Origin of the sequence: Pseudomonas sichuanensis (genome assembly GCF_003231305.1) — a bacterium.
Taxonomy (GTDB): domain Bacteria; phylum Pseudomonadota; class Gammaproteobacteria; order Pseudomonadales; family Pseudomonadaceae; genus Aquipseudomonas; species Aquipseudomonas sichuanensis.
This window is the reverse complement of sequence record NZ_QKVM01000002.1, coordinates 175,292-193,976: the sequence shown is the minus strand read 5'-3', so window position 1 is coordinate 193,976 and position 18,685 is coordinate 175,292. Positions and strand designations below refer to the sequence as shown.

Below are 18,685 nucleotides of genomic sequence, written 5' to 3'. Positions count from 1 at the left end.
CTCCCGAGGCTGCGGTTGAAGACAGGATACACGGCGTGGAGCCTGAATCGAGTCTAGAGTCAGCAGATGCGCTGGCCAGTGACAATTGGCGCCAATTGAGTATCCTTTCGATTCACCGCAGGAGCGGTCAGCACAAGAAGCCAGTCATGAGTGAGAGAACCACTTCAGCCAGCTGGGCATCAGGGATCGTCAAGGCGCTTGAGTTGGAGGGGCTCGACTGCCCGGCCATGTTCAGGCAACTGGGACTGGATTTCGCCTCCCTCGAAGACCCCGATGCGCGTTTCCCCCAGGACGCCATGACCCGGTTGTGGCAGCTGGCGGTCGAGCTGTCCGGCAATGAAGCCATCGGTCTGAACATGGCCCGGGTGGTGCGCCCGGCTTCGTTTCATGTGGTCGGTTATGCGCTGATGTCCAGCCGCACCCTGGCCGAAGGTTTCGAGCGCCTGGTGCGTTACCAGCGGATCATTGCCGAAAGCTCGGACCTGAGCTTTCGCCTCGGGTCGGAAGGCTATTCGCTGATCCTGACTGTGCATGGCGACCACCTGCCACCCACCCGGCACAGCGCGGAAGCCTCGCTGGCATGCGCCCTGGCGCTGTCGACCTGGCTCAGCGGGCGGCCGATCCAGCCGCGTCGGGTGCTGATTCAGGGCCCGCAGCCGAAAAATATCGAACCGTACAAGGTGGCGTTCCACGCACCGCTGGTGTTTGGCGCGGCCCATGACGCGCTGGTGTTCGAGCGCGCCGACATGGAAGCGCCATTGCCCACCGCCAACGAAGCCATGGCCATACTGCATGATCGTTTTGCCGGCGAGTACCTGGCGCGGTTCTCGGAGAGCCGGGTCACCCATCGGGTGCGCCAGGTGCTGTGCCGCATCCTGCCGCAAGGCGAGCCCAAGCGCGACACCGTGGCCCAGGCCCTGCACCTGTCGCAGCGCACCCTGCAGCGGCGCCTGCAGGACGAGGGCACCAGTTTCCAGACCCTGCTCGACGACACCCGCCGGGAATTGGCCGAGCAGTACCTCGCCCAGCCGGGTACCACCTTGCTGGAAACCGCCTACCTGCTGGGGTTTGCCGACCCCAGCAACTTCTACCGGGCGTTCCGCCGCTGGTTCGACGCCACCCCCAGCGAGTACCGCGCGCGCTTGACCCTCAGTGACGCCAGAACGCTGGCATGCACAACACCAGCACCGTGATGATCTCCAGCCGGCCCAGCAACATGCCGCCGGCCAGGATCCACTTGGCGGCATCCGGCAAGGTGGCGTAGTTGCCGGCCGGGCCGATCACCTCGCCCAGGCCCGGCCCGACCCCTGAGACAGTGCCTGCGGCGCCGGTCAGCGCGGTCATCCAGTCGACGCCCAGCAGCGACAGCAGCAGGGCGATGATGCAGATGGTGATCGCGAAGAAGAACGAGAAGGTCAGGATCGAACGCACGATCTCTTCGTCGAGACGGTGGCCGTTGTACTTCTGCTTGATCACCGCGCGCGGGTGGATCAGCTGGTTGAGGTTGGCCTTGAGCAGGATGTAGGCCACCTGGAAACGGAAGATCTTGATGCCGCCGGCAGTCGAGCCCGAGCAGCCCCCGACGAAACCCAGGTAGAAGAACAGCATCAGCGAGAAGTTGCCCCACAGGCTGTAGTCGCCCAGGGCGAAACCGGTGGTGGTGACCACCGAGGTGACGTTCAGGGCCACGTGGCGCAAGGCATCGAGCCAGTGCAGGTCGGTGGTGGCCCAGTACCAGGTGCCCAGCACCAGCCAGGTGGCCACCAGCATGCCGAGCAGGCCCTGGACCTGCTGGTCCTTGATCAGCGCCTTGCGGTGGCCGCGCAAGGTGGCCACGTAGAGGGTGAACGGCACGCTGCCGAGGATCATCACCACCACCGCGACCCAGTGCACCGCCGGGATGTCCCACTTGGCCAGCGACTGGTCGGAGGTGGAGAAACCGCCGGTGGAGATCGCCGACATGGCGTGGTTGATCGCATCGAACAGGCCCATGCCCGCCCACCAGAACGCCAGGCTGCCGAACACGGTGATGCCGACGTAGACCCCGACGATCGACTTGGCGACCATGTGCGAGCGCGGCATGACCTTCTCCGAGCGGTCGGACGACTCGGTCTGGAACAGGCGCATGCCACCGATGCGCAGCAGCGGCAGGATCGCCACCGCCATGCCGATGAAGCCGATGCCGCCCAGCCAGTGCAGCATCGAGCGCCACATCAGGATGCCGGGCGACATGCTGTCCAGCCCGCTGAGCACCGTGGCGCCGGTGGCGGTAATGCCCGACATGCTCTCGAAGAAGGCATCGGTGTAGCTGATGTGCTGGGTGAGCAAAAACGGCAGGGCGGCAAACACGCACACCACCAGCCAGCTGCTGACGGTCAGCAGGTACATGTCGCGCGGGCGCAGGTGCACATGTTCGGGGCGGCCGGGCACCACCAGGCCGAGGCCGGCGACGAAGGTGATCAGGCTCGACCAGAGGAACGATGGCATGTCGCCGGTGCGTTCGAAGACCACCAGGGTCGCCATGGGCACCACCATGCTCACCGCCAGGGTGATCAGGAAGATGCCGATGATGAAACCAATGATCCTTAAGGTCGGCAACGCCATGTGATCTGCCCTGACTCGCAACGGAAAGGGCGCCATTCTACCTGTGGACTGGGTCTTGTAAACGCACGATTGGGGTGTGGGGCGGCGCACCGCCGCTCCCACGTTGCCTTCCGGTTGGTGCAGAATGGCGGCACTTTCAACTTGCCAGGAGGGACGCCGATGGAGGCTCTCGACGCATTGCTCAACCGTGTTTCCGTACCACGCCTGACGGAGCCCGCGCCCAACGCCGCGCAGCGCGAGGCGCTGTTCCAGGCAGCGCTGCGTGCGCCGGACCATGGCCAACTGCGGCCCTGGCGCTTCCTGACCATCGAGGGGCAGGGCCGCGAGAAGCTCGGCGAGCTGTTCGCCGAGGCGGTACAGGCCAAGGGTGATGCCAGCCAGGCTGCGCTGGACAAGGCCCGGGCCATGCCACTGCGCGCGCCGCTGCTGATCGTGGTGATCGCCAAACTGCAGGATCACTTCAAGGTGCCGAAGATCGAGCAGCGCCTGGCCGCCGGTTGCGCGGCCCACGGGATCCTGATCGCGGCGCATGCCCAGGGGATCGGCGCGGTATGGCGCACCGGCGACATGGCCTTCGATGCCCATGTGCACAAGGGCCTTGGGCTGGCCGAGAACGAAGAACTGATCGGCTACCTGTACGTCGGCACGCCAATGGCCGAGCCACGCACCGCACCGATCCTGGAAACCGCCGAGTTCGTCAGCGCCTGGGGCGAGTGATTGAGCGGGGGCCGCTTTGCGGCCCTTCGCGGGTAAACCCGCTCCCACTGGTACTGTGCAATCCAGGGGAATGCACGAACCCTGTGGGAGCGGGTTTACCCGCGAAAAGCTGCATGGTCGCTCAGGGGTATGTCAGCCAGCGCTGACCTCACAGGGCAACGCCAGCGTCGCCACGAACCCACCCTGCGGATGATTCGCCAGCGTCAGGCTGCCGCCATGGCGCTCCGCCGCCTTGCGCGCGATCGCCAGCCCCAACCCATGCCCCGGTGCCTCCTGGCCTGGGGCGCGGAAGAACGGCTCGCCCAGCTGCGCCAGATGTTCCTCTGCCACCCCCGGCCCATGGTCACGCACGCTCAGGACAATGCGCTCCTGTTCACGGTGGGCATCGATTTCGATCGGTTGCCCCAGCGGATTGAAGCGCAGGGCATTGCGCAGCAGGTTGTCCAGCGCCCGCTCGATCAAAGTCGGCCAGCCTTGCAGGGTCAGCCCTGGCTGCATCTGCAGGCGCACTTCCTGATCCGGTGCCGCCAACTGGGCGTCCTTACGCACGCCACCCAGCACGGCGTTGAGGTCCACGGGCTCGGCATGCGCCTGCTCGGCATCGACCCGGGCCAGCACCAGAATTTCACTGATCAGGTCTTCCAGGCGGTCGCATTCACGGGTCAGCCGTGGCCACAGGGCCTGGCGCTGTTCGGGCCCGGCGCGTTCGGCCAGGGCCAGGGCGACGCGCAGGCGCGCCAAGGGCGAGCGCAATTCGTGGGACACATCGCGCAGCAACTGGCGCTGGCTGCCGATCAGGCTCTGCAGGCGTGCACCCATTTTGTTGAAGTCGTTGGCCAGCACGCCGAACTCGTCGCGGCGCACGGCCAGGCGCGCCAGGCTGTTCTGCTGGTAGCTGGTCTGCCCCAGGTCATGCACCGCGCCGCGCAGGCGGCTCAGCGGGCGGGTGATCGACAAGGTCACCAGCAGGCTGAACAGGGTCAGCACCACCAGCGCGATGCCCAGCGCGCTGAGCGGCCAGATCAGGCTTTCGCGATGCCAGGCGGCCAGTTCCGGGTGGGGGATTCGGTAGATCAGCAGGTAGGTTTCGCCGCTGGTGGGGCTGGTGTACTCCTCGGTCAGGCGGCGCCAGGGCAGGCGGCGTTCGTCGTTGTGCTGGCGCGCCTCGAAAGCGGCAGCGCGGCGCGGGAAGGTGCCGGGAACCACGGCATCGCCACTGTCGTCGAGCACCTGCACGTCGATCTTGTAGCGTTGCTTGCGCCGCTCAAGGAAACGTTGCGACGACTCCAGGCCCTCCTGTTCGTAATGCTGCACCCAGCGGCTGGCCAGGGTGTTCAGGCCGGGGTGACGGCTGAGGATCCAAGTGTCCTGGTTGAGCATATGGCCCAGCAGGATCGACAGGCCGGCGACCAGGGCGATGGCCAGCCAGAAGCTGGCCAGGATGCGCCAGAACAGTGAACGCAAGACGAGCACCTCCGTGAAATGGCAAAAGCCCGGCCCGCTGTTGAGCGGGCCGGGCACGGGGGGACAGCTTACTGGGCCTTGGTGCCTTTTTCAGCCTTCCAGGCCTGGAACTCCTGCCATTCGGCCTTGCGCGCGGCGCGTTCTTTCTGCAGTTCGTCGAACTTCTTCTGCTGGTCCGGCTTGAGCAGGGCGCGGATCTGGCCTTCGGTCTTGTCGTGGCTGGCCTTGATTTCGTCCTTCATGGCCTTCTGCTCGGCGGCCGGCAGCTTGTTCATGTAGCGCTCGGTGATGTCGCGGCGCTGCTGCATCTGCTCGCCCATCAGTTTGCCGATCTGCTGGCGCTGGTCGCGGCTCAGGTCCAGCTGGGCGAAAGGCGCGTCACCGCGATGATGCGGGCCGTCGTGGCGCGGGCCGCCTTCAGGCATGGCCATGGCTACGGTCGGCAGGGCGGCGGCGAACATCAGGGCGATAAGGGTCTTGCGCATGGTGTCTCTCCTTTCAGGGGCCGGTGGTTACCGGATGAGCCCAGTTTAGGGAGATCAAGGTCAAGGGCGGTCAGGCGAGGGTAAAGGCTGGGTAAAGATCAAAGATGCCACTGGGCGCCGCGTGGGAGCGGTGGTGCGCCGCTGCGACTTGCCCCGCGATAGCATCAGCAGGGAAACCTGGGCGGTTGCGCCGACGCCATCGCGGGGCAAGCCCGCTCCCACGCACCGCCGCCCTCACGGTGAATCCTGTCAGAGGCTGTAGTAGTAACCGCGGCTACGCAGCGCGACGATGCGTGGGCGACCGTCGGCGTGTGGGCCGATCTTCTTGCGCAGGTTGCTGACATGCATGTCCAGGCTGCGGTCGTAGAGGGTGAGCTTGCGGCCCAGGCCGATCTGCGCCAGCTCCTGCTTGTCCAGCGGTTCACCGGGCTGGCGCAGCAAGGCTTCGAGGATACGGCTCTCGGACAGCGTAAGGGTCATCTCGCGCTGGTCGATGCTGACCACGCCGCGCACCGGGCTGAAGACCATGTCGCCGACCTCGATCTGCGAAGTGGGCGCGCTGGGGTGGCTGCGGCGCAGCACCGCGCGCAGGCGAGCGGTGAGCTCGCGGGGGTCGCAGGGTTTGGCCAGGTAGTCGTCGGCGCCGAGCTCCAGGCCAAGGATGCGGTCCAGCGGCTCGCCACGGGCCGAGAGCATCAGCACCGGCAGGTCGGCGTGTTCGGTGCGCAACTGCTTGAGCAGTTCCAGGCCGCTGCCGTCGGGCAGCATCACATCCAGTACCACCGCTGCCGGAGCGTGGGCGGCCAGGGCCTGGCGCGCACTCAAGCCATCGTGGCAGGCGCGCACCTCAAAGCCTTCCTGGGTAAGCCAGCTGCCAAGCAGCTCACACAGCTCCTGGTCATCATCAATCAGTAACAGCTCGCTCATGTCTCACTCAATTCAACCATTGCCGGCGTCGTCTGTGACCGCCGCTGGCTAAGATACCGCAGACTACCGACAACAGTGCAACGGCCGAACCGATCAGGAACCATTGTTGCTGGTCGGTGAGCAGGCGTTGCACCGGATTGGCCCCGGCCTGCAGCTCCTTGATGGCCAGCTTCAGGCGCTGGTTGTCCTGGCGCAGGCGGCTCAGCTGGGCGCTCTCGCGTTCGCTGTCCTGGCTCTGCATCTGCTGGGCCAGCAGGGTGCGTTGTTTCTCGCTCTCTTCCAGGCGCTGCTGCAGTTCGGTGATTCGCGCCCCGGCTTCCAGCGACAACGGCTGTTCGGCCGCGGCGAAAGGGGATAGCAGCAACAGGCAAAGCAGCACGGACATCGGACCTTGACGCATTGGGACTCCTGATTCTTGTCGGTTCAGGAGGTTGTCGGCCGGTCGTCGCAATTTATGAATAGTGCAGCGCGGGGGTGTAGCTGGGAGTAGTTGCGTGGGAGCGGGCTTGACCCGCGCTAGCGATAGCTTGGACTGGCGCAATCGCGGGGCAAGCCCGCTCCCACGAAGCTGCACCCACAACAACTCCTCAAAAGCCTGTTACGGCAGGACCTGCTTGAACGGCTTGACCACGACCTTGTCGTAGACACCGGCGGCAATGTACGGGTCGGCGTCGGCCCAGGCCTGGGCGGCGGCCAGCGATTCGAACTCGGCGACGATCAGGCTGCCGCTGAAGCCGGCGGCGCCCGGGTCGTTGCTGTCGATGGCCGGGTGCGGGCCGGCCAGGACCACGCGGCCTTCGGCCTTGAGCTGTTGCAGGCGCTCGATGTGGGCGGGGCGGGCAGCCAGGCGTTTTTCCAGGGAGTTCGCGACGTCGCTGGCGATGATGGCGTAGAGCATGTCAGTCCTTGGGTTTGGAAGTGGAGGGGTCGGTGTCGTGCAGGTGGCGCGAGAGGTAGACGCCTTGCGCCACCAGGAAGATCACGGTCATGCCCAGGCTGCCGAACACCTTGAAGTCGACCCAGAAGGCCTGGAAGGTGAAGGCGACGAACAGGTTGGCGGCGCCGCAGACCAGGAAGAAGACGATCCATGCCAGGTTCAGGCGGGTCCAGACTGTTTCTGGAAGTGTCAGTGCGTGGCCCATGATGCGTTTGATCAGCACCCGGTCACCGATGAAGTGGCTGCCGGCGAAGGCCAGGGCAAACAGCCAGTTGACCACCGGCGCCTTCCACTTGAGGAAGGTTTCGCTGTGGAAGGCCAGGGTCAGGCCACCGAACACCAGGCAGGCGACCAGGGTCAGCAACTGGCCTTTCTCGAGCTTGCGGTGGCGCAGGAACAGCGCGCCGTAAACCACCAGCGAACTGAGGATAAGCATCGCCGTGGCGCTGTAGATACCGCCGAATTCAAAGCTGTGGCCTGCGAATTCGACCGGGCGCGGGTCCAGTTTGTAGACGATGAAGAACAGCAGCAGCGGGATGAAATCGATGAATTGTTTCACAGTGGCAGCCAGAAGCGGGATGTGACGGCATAATAACAAACATCGATTCCGGCGAAAGCGCTCCACCATGAATGTTGATCTGCACTGTCACAGCACGGCCTCCGACGGCGCCCTGTCGCCCACGGCACTGGTCGCCCGGGCCCATGAGCATGGGGTGCGGACCTTGTCGCTCACCGACCACGACACCCTCGAGGGGCTGTCCGAGGCCCGCCAGGCCTGCCTCGACAATGGCATGCACTGGGTCAGTGGCGTTGAGCTGTCGTGCACCTGGGGCGGCGCGACCATCCATGTGCTGGGCTACGACTTCCCCCTCGATGCACCGCCGTTGCTCGAAGCCATCGAAAACCTCCACCGTGGCCGCTGGCTGCGCGCCGAAGAGATCGATCGCAAGCTGGCCGCCAAGGGCATGCCCGGGGCGCTCGACGGTGCGCGGGCGGTGCAGCAGGAACTGGGCGACAGCGGCAACGCCCCGGCACGCCCGCATTTCGCCGAGTTCATGGTGCGCGCAGGCTTCGTCAAGGACCGCGGCGAAGCGTTTCGCAAGTGGCTGGGCGCCGGCAAGCTCGGTGACGTCAAGTTGCACTGGCCGACACTCGAGGAAACCGTCGCCACGCTGCGCCAGTCCAATGCGTGGGTGAGCCTGGCCCATCCCATGCACTACGAACTGACCCGCAGCAAGCGCAGACGGCTGATTGCCGACTATATTCAGGCAGGTGGGCAGGCACTGGAAGTGGTCAATGGGATGATGCCGCCCGAGCAGGTGGGAACGATGTCCATCCTCACCCGTGAGTTCGGCCTGCTGGCAAGCGCTGGCAGTGATTTCCACGGCCCCGGCACCTGGGGCGAGATCGGTGCCTATCGGCCATTGCCTGAGGACCTGCCACCCCTGTGGCGCCGATTCCGACATGAACAGCCTATGGCGGTATGAACAGGACGACTTCGTGAGCCAATTTTTCCAGATTCATGCGGAAAACCCGCAGGCGCGGCTGATCAAGCAGGCCGTCGAAATCATCCGCAAGGGTGGTGTGGTGGTCTATCCCACCGATTCGGCTTATGCGCTGGGCTGCCAGATCGGCGACAAGAACGCCATCGAGCGTGTCCGCCGCCTGCGCCAGCTGGACAAGAATCACAACTTCACCCTGCTGTGTTGCGACCTGTCGCAGATGGGCACCTTCGCCAAGATCGACACGGCGACGTTCCGCCTGCTCAAGGCCCATGTCCCAGGCCCTTACACCTTCATCCTCAATGCCACCCGCGAAGTGCCACGCCTGCTGCTGCACGAAAAGCGCCGCACCATCGGCCTGCGCGTGCCGTCCAACCCGATCGTCCTGGCGCTGCTTGAAGAGCTCGGCGAGCCTTTGATGAGCGTGAGCCTGATCCTGCCGGGCGATGAAGACCCCATGACCGATCCGTACGAGATTCGCCAGCGCCTGGAGCACCATGTCGACCTGATCGTCGACGGTGGCTTTGGCGACTTGAAGGCGTCCACGGTGATCGACCTGACCGGCGATGAGCCCGAGCTGATCCGCGAAGGGTGCGGTGACCCTGCGCCGTTCCTGGCCAGCGCGTGAGCCAGGTGCAAGCGCCCGAGGCGCCGGCCAGCGAGGCCGAGACGCCTTTCCAGCTGCAATTGGCCCTGGTCTATGGCGAAGCCCTGACCGAGCTGCCGGTTGATCTGTACATCCCTCCGGACGCCCTGGAGGTCTTCCTCGAAGCCTTCGAAGGCCCGCTGGACCTGCTGCTGTACCTGATTCGCAAGCAGAACGTCGACATCCTCGATATCCCGGTGGCAGAAATCACCCGCCAGTACATGAGCTATGTCGAGCTGATGAAGAACGTGCGCCTGGAGCTGGCCGCCGAGTACCTGGTGATGGCTGCGATGCTCGCCGAGATCAAGTCGCGCATGCTGCTGCCGCGTTCGGCCGAAGTGGAGGAGGAAGAGGGCGACCCGCGCGCCGAGCTGATCCGCCGCCTGCAGGAGTACGAGCGCTTCAAGGCTGCTGCCGAAGGTATCGATGAGTTGCCACGGGTTGGCCGTGAAGTGCTGGTGCCGCAGCTGGATGCGCCCCAGGCCAAGGTACGCAAGCTGCTGCCCGATGTGGCCCTGGAAGAAATCCTGCTGTCCATGGCCGAGGTCATGCGCCGCAACGACTTGTTCGAAAGCCACCAGATCACCCGCGAGACGCTGTCCACCCGCGAGCGCATGAGCCAGGTGCTAGAGCGCCTGAAGGGTGGCGAGTTCGTGCCCTTCGTCGAGCTGTTCAGCGCCGAGGAAGGCAAGCTCGGAGTGGTGGTGACCTTCATGGCGATTCTTGAGCTGGTGAAGGAATCACTGATCGAACTGGTGCAAAATGAGGCTTTCGCCCCGATCCACGTCCGCGCCCGGGCAGAGTGACCTGACGACCCCATGAACCTGAACGAACCCCGTGAACTCGCGTCGCTGATCGAGGCTTTCCTGCTCGCCTCGGGCAAGCCGCAATCCCTCGAGCGCCTGTACGAACTGTTCGAAGAGGCCGAGCGCCCGGCGCCGGCTGTCTTCAAGAAAGCCCTGGAGGTGCTCGGCAAGTCTTGCAATGGCCGCGCCTTCGAGCTCAAAGAGGTGGCCACCGGTTACCGCCTGCAGATCCGCGAAAGCTATGCGCCTTGGGTCGGCCGCCTATGGGAAGAGCGCCCGCAGCGCTATTCCCGTGCCTTGCTTGAAACCCTTGCGCTGATCGCCTATCGCCAGCCCATTACCCGCGGCGAGATCGAGGATGTGCGGGGGGTGGCGGTGAACAGCAACATCATCAAGACCCTGATGGAGCGTGAGTGGATCCGTATCGTCGGTTACCGTGAGGTGCCCGGGCGGCCGGCCATGTTCGCCACCACCAAGGCATTCCTCGATCACTTCAACCTCAAGAGCCTCGATCAGCTCCCGGCGCTGGCCGAGTTGCGTGAGCTGGAGTCGGAGGCGCCACTCGACGACCCGGACGAAGCGCCGGTGCCCGCGCACCTGCAGGCCTTGGCCGATGCCAGCCTGGGCGAGGAGGGTGAAGCGCCAGCGCCGAAGGATGAAACCAGCTTCCGCTCGCTGCTGGTGGAGCTGGATGCGATGGAAGAGGGGCTCAAGACTGACTTCGATGATTTGCGCGAAGAGCCTGAAGCGCAAGCCAGGCTGGAGCCCTGATGTCCATGCGTTTGCTGCGCCGGCCTCTTCGCGGGTAAACCCGCTCCCACAGCAGCAGTAATCCTGTGGGAGCGGGTTTACCCGCGAAAGGGCCGGCGCGAGCAATGAAGTGCCATCTGGCAGAAAGCGCTCCCCAACCTCAAAAAACAGCCTACCCTCCAGTGCGTTCCCGCGCCGAACCGCGTATGATGCGCGCCCCTTTGGCGCATCCGTCGCCAAAAACCGCTTTCACTAATACACCGGGAGGTGCCCAGATGAGTGAGCAAGACCTGCAGGACCAACAACCTACCCCTCCGTCCGGCGAAAAGCTGCAGAAAGTGCTGGCGCGTATCGGCGTGGGCTCGCGTCGTGACGTCGAGGCCTGGATCAGCCAGGGCCGCATCAAGGTCAACGGTGTCGAGGCCACCCTGGGCCTGCGCGTCGACCTGCACGACGCCATCACCGTTGACGGCAAGCTGATCAAGCGCGTCGAGGCCGCCGAAGCGACCCGCCGCGTGATCATGTACAACAAGCCCGACGGCGAAATCTGCACCCGTGACGACCCGGAAGGCCGCCCGACCGTATTCGACCGCCTGCCGCGTCCGAAAGAGGGCCGCTGGATCAACATCGGCCGTCTGGACATCAACACCACCGGCCTGTTGCTGTTCACCACCGACGGTGAGCTGGCCAACCGCCTGATGCACCCGTCCTACGAGATGGACCGCGAGTACGCCGTGCGCGTGCGCGGTGAGGTCGACGACGACATGGTCGAGCGCCTCAAGGCTGGCGTGATGCTCGAGGACGGCCCGGCCAAGTTCACCGACATCCAGAAGGCCCCGGGTGGTGAAGGCTTCAACCACTGGTACCACTGCGTGGTGATGGAAGGCCGTAACCGTGAAGTGCGTCGCCTGTGGGAGTCGCAAGGTGTGGTGGTCAGCCGCCTGAAGCGCGTGCGCTTTGGCCCGGTGTTCCTCAACTCCGACCTGCCGATGGGCCGCTGGCGCGAAATGAGCCAGGGCGAGATCGATATCCTGGCCGCCGAAGTGGGCCTGCAGCCGGTGGCTCTGCCAACGCTGAACCTCAAGGCCAAGGACAAGATGGAGCGCATGCAGCGCAAGTCGACCCGCCCATTGGGCCGTGGCGAGCGCGTGCGCACCCTGCGCCCGGCCGGCGAAGCTCAGGCCGAGCGCCCGGCGCGTGCGCCGCGTGAAGAGGCTGCGCCGCGCAAAGGCAACCGTGGCAGCGCGGTGGCCGAGCGTCCGAGTGACATGCGCAAGCGTCCCGCCCGCCCGGACGGTGACAAGCCGGCCGGCCGTGGTCGCGGCAAGCCGCGTGGCTGATCGGCCCGTGTAGCGAAAGAGCCAGCCATCGGGCTGGCTTTTTTGTGCCCGGCGAATTGGCGCGGGCCCTGCAGGAGCGGCCTTGTGCCGCGATGGGGCCGCAAAGCGGCCCCAGCAATTTTGAAGCTACCTAAGATCCTGGGGCCGCTGCGCGACCCTTTCGCGGCGCAAGGCCGCTCCTACAGGGTGCAGGGCTGCAAACTGGCCCAAATAGCTGATTCAAAAGAAATTTCTTTAGGTTTTGGAAAGTTTTTGAACCGCCTTGTAAAGAAAATTGTACGAATCGCGGCAAAATTCCCGGCCAAACTCGATTTTTCCTACCGCTGTAAACAGAACTTGCCGCGCCCGCCATTCCAGAGCCTTCCGGCCTCGATCCGCCCCCTTGTCCAAACCCTGGCCACACGTTGATATAGCGCCATTGCCGTGTGCAACGCCTGGCCAAAGAGCCCGGTAACAAAACAACAAATGGAGGCGCCATGTACGCCGATCACTCCGCCTTTTCAGGCCTTCGCCCCAGGACCGCTGCGTTTTTTCCACAGGAAACGATGCAACGCGTTGACGCCTGCGCGTTTGCAGGGGTATACAATGCGCCGCGTTTTACCTGTGACCCCCTTGCGTACCGCGCACTCTTGCTGACACCCGGTTGATTCGCCCTGGGCCCCTGTGCCCACCGCGACAGACCCGTCCAAGAACCCAAGGTAACCACCTTGCCCATTCCGCTGCGCCACGAGCGCGGTGGGTCCGATTCCGTCACAGATAAAAACAAGCAGGTGACTTCGTTCATGAGTGGACATAACTCACAGTCTGGCGAGCTCAAGCGTGGCTTGAAGAACCGCCATATCCAGCTGATCGCCCTGGGCGGCGCCATCGGCACCGGATTGTTCCTCGGCTCGGCCGGCGTGATGAAATCCGCGGGTCCGTCGATGATCCTCGGCTACGCCATCTGCGGCTTCATTGCCTTCATGATCATGCGCCAACTGGGCGAGATGATCGTCGAAGAGCCGGTGGCCGGTTCCTTCAGCCACTTCGCGCACAAGTACTGGGGCGGTTTCGCCGGCTTCCTGTCGGGCTGGAACTGCTGGGTGCTGTACATCCTGGTCGGCATGTCGGAACTGTCGGCGGTGGGTAAGTACGTCCATTACTGGTGGCCGGAGATCCCGACCTGGGTCACTGCGGCAGGGTTCTTCCTGCTGATCAACGCCATCAACCTGATGAACGTGAAGTTCTTCGGCGAGGCCGAGTTCTGGTTCGCCATCATCAAGGTGGCCGCCATCGTCGGCATGATCGGCCTGGGTGCCTACCTGCTGACCAGCGGTAGCGGTGGCCCTGAGGCTACGGTCACCAACCTGTGGGCCCACGGCGGCTTCTTCCCCAATGGGGTCAGCGGCCTGGTGATGGCCCTGGCGTTCATCATGTTCTCCTTCGGTGGCCTGGAAATGCTCGGCTTCACCGCTGCCGAGGCCGACAAGCCGAAGACCGTGATCCCCAAGGCCATCAACCAGGTCATCTACCGCATCCTGATCTTCTACGTCGGTGCCCTGGTCGTGCTGCTGTCGCTGACGCCATGGGACACCCTGGTCGCCAGCATCGACGCCTCCGGTGGCAGCTATGGCAGCAGCCCGTTCGTCCAGGTGTTCTCGCTGCTGGGCAGTGACGTGGCCGCGCACCTGCTGAACTTCGTGGTACTGACCGCGGCACTGTCGGTGTACAACAGCGGCACCTACTGCAACGCCCGTATGCTGCTGGGCATGGCCGAGCAGGGCGATGCCCCGGCGGCCCTGGCCAAGGTGGACAAGCGCGGTGTGCCGGTGCGTTCGATCCTGGTGTCGGCGGCCGTGACCCTGATCGCGGTGCTGCTCAACTACCTGATGCCGCAGAATGCCCTGGAGCTGCTGATGTCGCTGGTGGTGGCGACCCTGGTGATCAACTGGGCGATGATCAGCTACTCGCACCTGAAGTTCCGTCAGCACCTCGACCGTACCGGCCAGAAGCCGCTGTTCAAGGCGCTGTGGTACCCCTACGGCAACTATGTGGTGCTGGCGTTCGTGGTGCTGATCCTGGGCATCATGCTGCAGATCCCGGGCATTCAGGTGTCGGTGTATGCGATGCCGGTGTGGCTGGTGGTGATGTATGTGGCCTACATGCTCAAGAGCAAGCGTGGCTCGCAGGCCAACGGTGCGGCTGGCACTGTCGCCAAGTAAGCGCTGAGGCTGGTTGAACAAACCCGATGCCGGGAGACTGGCATCGGGTTTTTTGTTGTCGGTGCCGCCCTCATCGCCGGCAAGCCGGCTCCCACAATGACTGCGATCGCCGTCAACTGTGGGAGCTGGCTTGCCAGCGATGAGGCCCTCAGATCTGTTCGAGCAGCCAACTGCGGAACGCCCGCAACGAAGGCAACGCCTCATTCCTCGGCGGATAGATCAGGTAGTAACTGCGCTGGCTGGCAAATGGCTCTCCAGGGCTGAACAGTTCTCCATTGGCCAGTTCTTCCTGCACCAGAATGCGTGGCACCAGGCCGATGCCGATGCCGGCGCGCACGGCCTGGATCAGGTGCGAGGTCAGCTCGAAGCTAGGCCCCAGGCGCATCGCGCGGTGGGGCAGGGCGTGATAGGAGAACCATTCGCCCCAGGCATGTGGATTGTTGGCGACATTCAGCAGCACTTGCCCGCTGATACGCGTCGGGCTCCAGTCGTCGTCGCCGGCGGCCTCGGGCGGCAGGATCACCACCAGTTCCTCGGCATGCAGGCGATGGCAGATCAGCCCCGGCAGGTCGTGGCTGGCCACGCCGATGGCCGCGTCGATCTCGCTGGCGTCGAAATTGATCGCTTCGATACGTGAATGAATATGCACCAACATCCCCGGGTGGGCGCTGTAGAAGGCATGCAGGCGCGGCAGCAGCCATTTCGAGCCGAAGGTCGGCAGGGTGGCCAGGCGCAGGGTGCCGACCCCGGACTGATAGGCCAGCGCCTGCAAGGTGGCACTGCGGATGCGCCCCAGCGCCTCGCTCAGCTCGCGCTGGTACAGGCGGCCAACGTCGGTCAGTTGCACCTGGCGCCCCTCGCGGCGGAACAGGGTAAGCCCCAGTTGCTGCTCCAGTGCCTGCACCTGGCGGCTCACCGCGCTTTGCGTAAGCGAAAGCTCCGCGGCGGCGCGGGTGTAGCTTTCATGCCGGGCGGCGGCCTCGAATGCCAGCAGCAGCGACATCGATGGCGTGAGGTGGCGGTAATTCATTCATAAAACTCATTGATAGCGGCAGGAATATCCGTTTGCCCTTGGCGCGAAACTACAGGAACATTGGCACATTCGTCATCCGCTTGAGTTGCATTCATGCCGGATGAACAGGAAACGCTCATATTCGTGGGAGCGGGCTTGCCCCGCGATGGCTTCAAGCCTGCTCCCCCGATGACAACTGCGTCGCGCCTGAAACCGTGAACAAGCCCATATCAAGAGGCCATCCAACGATGATCGCCCAGTTGCTGCCCCGTGCGCCTGCCGCCAACTACCCCGAATTCCTCGAAGCCCTGAAAAACAGCGGCTTCCGTGGCCAGATCAGCGCCGACTACGGCACCCGTACCGTGCTGGCCACCGACAACTCGATCTACCAGCGCCTGCCCCAGGCGGCGGTGTTCCCGCTGGACGCCGACGACGTGGCGCGGGTCGCCACGCTGATGGCCGAACCGCGCTTTCATGCGATCAAGCTCACCCCGCGCGGTGGCGGTACCGGCACCAACGGCCAGTCGCTGACCGACGGTATCGTCGTCGACCTGTCGCGGCACATGAACAAGATCCTCGAAATCAACGTCGAGGAGCGCTGGGTGCGGGTGCAGGCCGGCACGGTCAAGGACCAGCTAAACGCTGCGCTCAAGCCCCACGGGCTGTTCTTCGCCCCCGAGCTGTCCACCTCCAACCGCGCCACCGTGGGCGGCATGATCAACACCGATGCCAGCGGCCAGGGCAGCTGCACCTACGGCAAGACCCGTGACCACGTGCTCGAACTGCACAGCGTGCTGCTCGGTGGCGAGCGCCTGCACAGCCTGCCGATCGACGATGCCGCGCTGGAGCAAGCCTGCGCCGCCGGCGGCCGGGTGGGCGAGGTGTACCGTATGGCCCGCGAGATCCAGGAAACCCAGGGCGAGCTGATCGAAAGCACCTTCCCCAAGCTCAACCGCTGCCTGACCGGCTACGACCTGGCGCACCTGCGCGACGAACAGGGCCGCTTCAACCTCAACAGCGTGCTGTGCGGTGCCGAGGGTTCGCTGGGCTATGTGGTCGAAGCCAAGCTCAATGTGCTGCCGATCCCCAAGTACGCCGTGCTGGTCAACGTGCGCTACACCAGCTTCATGGACGCCCTGCGCGACGCCAATGCCTTGATGGCGCACAAGCCGCTGTCGATCGAGACCGTCGATTCCAAGGTGCTGATGCTGGCGATGAAGGACATCGTCTGGCACAGCGTCGCCGAATACTTCCCGGCCGACCCCGAGCGCCCGACCCTTGGCATCAACCTGGTGGAGTTCTGCGGTGACGAGCCGGACGAGGTCAATGCCCGGGTCCAGGCCTTCGTCGCGCACTTGCAGGCCGACAAGGGTGTCGAGCGCCTGGGCCACACCTTGGCCGAAGGCGCCGAGGCGGTGACCCGCGTTTATGTGATGCGCAAGCGCTCGGTGGGGCTGCTGGGTAACGTCGAGGGCGAAGTGCGCCCGCAGCCGTTCGTCGAGGACACGGCCGTGCCCCCGGAGCAGTTGGCCGATTACATTGCCGACTTCCGCGCGCTGCTGGATGGCTATGGCCTGGCCTACGGCATGTTCGGCCATGTCGATGCCGGCGTGTTGCACGTGCGCCCGGCGCTGGACATGAAAGACCCGGCCCAGGCCGCACTGGTCAAGCCGATCTCCGATGCCGTGGCGGCACTGACCAAAAGCTATGGCGGCCTGCTGTGGGGCGAGCACGGCAAGGGCCTGCGCTCGGAGTACGTGCCGGAGTATTTCGGTGAACTGTACCCGGCGCTGCAGCGCCTCAAGGGCGCGTTCGACCCGCACAACCAGCTCAATCCGGGCAAGATCTGCACCCCGCCGGACAGCGTCGAAGGCCTGACCCCGGTGGATGGCGTGACCCTGCGCGGCGACCTCGACCGCAGCATTGACGAGCGCGTCTGGCAGAGCTTCGGCAGCGCCGTGCACTGCAACGGCAACGGTGCCTGCTACAACTACGACCCCAACGACGCCATGTGCCCGTCGTGGAAGGCCACCCGCGAACGCCAGCACTCGCCCAAGGGCCGCGCTTCGCTGATCCGAGAATGGCTGCGCCTGCAGGGCGAGGCCAACATCGACGTGCTGGCCGCCGCCCAGCGCAAGGCCTCGTGGCTCAAGGGGCTGCCAGCGCGGCTGCGTAACCGCCGTGCGCAACAGCAGGGGCAGCAGGACTTCTCCCACGAGGTGTACGACGCCATGGCCGGCTGCCTGGCGTGCAAGTCCTGCGCGGGGCAGTGCCCGATCAAGGTCAACGTGCCGGACTTCCGCTCGCGCTTCCTTGAGCTGTACCACGGCCGCTACCAGCGCCCGCTGCGCGATTACCTGATCGGTTCGCTGGAGTTCAGCATTCCGTACCTGGCCCACGCTCCAGGCCTGTACAACGCGGTGATGGGCTCGAAGTGGGTGAGCAAGCTGCTGGCGGACCAGGTCGGCATGGTCGACAGCCCGCTGATCAGCCGCTTCAACTTCCAGGCCACCCTGACCCGCTGCCGCGTGCAGGTGGCCAGCGTGCCGGCCCTGCGCGAGCTGACCCCGGCCCAGCGCGAGCGCAGCATCGTGCTGGTGCAGGATGCCTTTACCCGTTACTTCGAGACGCCGTTGCTGGCCTCGTTCATCGAGCTGGCCCATCGCCTGGGGCACAAGGTGTTTCTCGCGCCCTACAGTGCCAACGGCAAGCCCCTGCATGTGCAGGGGTTCCTCGGCGCCTTCGCCAAGGCGGCCATCCGCAACGGTACCCAGCTCAAGGCCCTGGCCGACTGCGGTGTGCCGCTGGTGGGGCTGGACCCGGCGATGACCCTGGTGTATCGCCAGGAGTACCAGAAGGTCGAAGGCCTGGAGGGCTGCCCGCAAGTGCTGCTGCCCCAGGAGTGGCTGATGGACGTGCTGCCCGAGCAGGCGCCGGCCAAGGCTGGCAGCTACCGCCTGATGGCCCACTGCACCGAGAAGACCAATGTGCCGGCCAGTACCAAACAGTGGGAGCAGGTGTTCGCGCGTATGGGCCTGAAGCTGGTCACCGAGGCCACGGGGTGCTGTGGCATGTCCGGTACCTATGGGCATGAGGCGCGCAACCAGGAAACCTCGAAGACCATCTTCGAGCAGTCCTGGGCGACCAAGCTGGACAAGGACGGCGAGGCGCTGGCGACCGGTTATTCGTGCCGCAGCCAGGTCAAGCGCATGACCGAGAAGCAGCTGCGCCATCCGCTGGAGGTGGTGCTGCAGTTCGCGCAGCGCTGACTGTCAAGGCCATCGCGGGGCAAGC

General features: G+C 64.9%; 18 protein-coding genes. 10 read left to right on the top strand and 8 right to left on the bottom strand.

Annotated features, from left to right (window positions below):
* The first annotated feature begins 146 nt into the window (after positions 1-146).
* Entirely contained in the window at positions 147-1,193 is a 1,047-nt protein-coding gene (locus DM373_RS01965) for an AraC family transcriptional regulator (RefSeq protein ID WP_110991944.1), read from the top strand.
* Here the strand turns inward: DM373_RS01965 and DM373_RS01960 are convergent.
* Positions 1,150-2,604 carry a TrkH family potassium uptake protein gene (locus DM373_RS01960; protein WP_110991943.1) on the bottom strand — a complete coding sequence of 485 codons (1,455 nt, stop codon included), beginning with the start codon at positions 2,602-2,604 and terminating at the stop codon, positions 1,150-1,152. The two genes, DM373_RS01965 and DM373_RS01960, sit on opposite strands and share 44 nt — an antisense overlap.
* A 159-nt stretch (positions 2,605-2,763) precedes the next feature.
* On the opposite strand from DM373_RS01960, the gene DM373_RS01955 reads away from it, so the two are divergent.
* Positions 2,764-3,321, top strand: coding sequence for an NAD(P)H nitroreductase (locus DM373_RS01955; RefSeq protein WP_110991942.1), 558 nt, complete (start codon positions 2,764-2,766; stop codon positions 3,319-3,321).
* A 132-nt stretch (positions 3,322-3,453) separates the two neighbouring features.
* Here the strand turns inward: DM373_RS01955 and DM373_RS01950 are convergent, their stop codons facing one another.
* The 6 genes from DM373_RS01950 to DM373_RS01925 all read right to left on the bottom strand — a co-directional run bounded on the left by DM373_RS01950 (position 3,454) and on the right by DM373_RS01925 (position 7,693).
* Entirely contained in the window at positions 3,454-4,785 is a 1,332-nt protein-coding gene (locus DM373_RS01950; RefSeq protein WP_110991941.1) for a sensor histidine kinase, read from the bottom strand.
* A 68-nt stretch (positions 4,786-4,853) separates the two neighbouring features.
* Entirely contained in the window at positions 4,854-5,270 is a 417-nt protein-coding gene (locus DM373_RS01945) for a Spy/CpxP family protein refolding chaperone (protein ID WP_110991940.1), read from the bottom strand.
* Between the two features lie 249 nt (positions 5,271-5,519).
* On the bottom strand, positions 5,520-6,197 hold the full coding sequence (locus DM373_RS01940) for a response regulator transcription factor (RefSeq protein ID WP_110991939.1): 678 nt from the start codon (positions 6,195-6,197) through the stop codon (positions 5,520-5,522).
* A 7-nt stretch (positions 6,198-6,204) separates the two neighbouring features.
* Positions 6,205-6,597 carry an SH3 domain-containing protein gene (locus tag DM373_RS01935; RefSeq protein ID WP_110991938.1) on the bottom strand — a complete coding sequence of 131 codons (393 nt, stop codon included), beginning with the start codon at positions 6,595-6,597 and terminating at the stop codon, positions 6,205-6,207.
* Between the two features lie 198 nt (positions 6,598-6,795).
* Positions 6,796-7,095, bottom strand: a complete 300-nt coding sequence (locus DM373_RS01930) for a YciI family protein (protein WP_110991937.1) — start codon at positions 7,093-7,095, stop codon at positions 6,796-6,798.
* Between the two features lies 1 nt (position 7,096).
* Entirely contained in the window at positions 7,097-7,693 is a 597-nt protein-coding gene (locus tag DM373_RS01925) for a septation protein A (RefSeq protein ID WP_110991936.1), read from the bottom strand.
* Positions 7,694-7,760: 67 nt separating this feature from the next.
* Between DM373_RS01925 and DM373_RS01920 the strand changes: the two genes are divergently transcribed.
* The 7 genes from DM373_RS01920 (at position 7,761) to DM373_RS01895 (ending at position 14,379) form a co-directional block, all read left to right on the top strand.
* Complete coding sequence (locus tag DM373_RS01920) at positions 7,761-8,621, top strand: PHP domain-containing protein (protein ID WP_110991935.1); 861 nt, start codon at positions 7,761-7,763, stop codon at positions 8,619-8,621.
* Between the two features lie 13 nt (positions 8,622-8,634).
* A complete protein-coding gene (locus tag DM373_RS01915) occupies positions 8,635-9,264 on the top strand; it encodes an L-threonylcarbamoyladenylate synthase (RefSeq protein WP_110991965.1) in 630 nt (209 codons plus the stop codon).
* 125 nt (positions 9,265-9,389) lie between these two features.
* Positions 9,390-10,088: a segregation and condensation protein A gene (locus DM373_RS01910; RefSeq protein ID WP_167409785.1), complete on the top strand. Its 699-nt coding sequence runs from the start codon at positions 9,390-9,392 to the stop codon at positions 10,086-10,088.
* Positions 10,089-10,100: 12 nt separating this feature from the next.
* Positions 10,101-10,859, top strand: a complete 759-nt coding sequence (gene scpB / locus DM373_RS01905; protein WP_110991933.1) for an SMC-Scp complex subunit ScpB — start codon at positions 10,101-10,103, stop codon at positions 10,857-10,859.
* Positions 10,860-11,113: 254 nt separating this feature from the next.
* On the top strand, positions 11,114-12,178 hold the full coding sequence (gene rluB / locus DM373_RS01900; RefSeq protein ID WP_110991932.1) for a 23S rRNA pseudouridine(2605) synthase RluB: 1,065 nt from the start codon (positions 11,114-11,116) through the stop codon (positions 12,176-12,178).
* Between the two features lie 84 nt (positions 12,179-12,262).
* The gene (locus DM373_RS28650; protein ID WP_157966803.1) at positions 12,263-12,586 is read left to right on the top strand and encodes a hypothetical protein; all 324 of its coding nucleotides are present in this window, start codon (positions 12,263-12,265) and stop codon (positions 12,584-12,586) included.
* Between the two features lie 374 nt (positions 12,587-12,960).
* Positions 12,961-14,379, top strand: coding sequence for an amino acid permease (locus DM373_RS01895; protein WP_110991931.1), 1,419 nt, complete (start codon positions 12,961-12,963; stop codon positions 14,377-14,379).
* 148 nt (positions 14,380-14,527) lie between these two features.
* Here the strand turns inward: DM373_RS01895 and DM373_RS01890 are convergent, their stop codons facing one another.
* Positions 14,528-15,409 carry a LysR substrate-binding domain-containing protein gene (locus tag DM373_RS01890; RefSeq protein WP_110991930.1) on the bottom strand — a complete coding sequence of 294 codons (882 nt, stop codon included), beginning with the start codon at positions 15,407-15,409 and terminating at the stop codon, positions 14,528-14,530.
* 230 nt (positions 15,410-15,639) lie between these two features.
* On the opposite strand from DM373_RS01890, the gene ydiJ reads away from it, so the two are divergent.
* A complete protein-coding gene (ydiJ, locus tag DM373_RS01885; RefSeq protein WP_110991929.1) occupies positions 15,640-18,660 on the top strand; it encodes a D-2-hydroxyglutarate dehydrogenase YdiJ in 3,021 nt (1,006 codons plus the stop codon).
* Positions 18,661-18,685 lie beyond the last annotated feature (25 nt).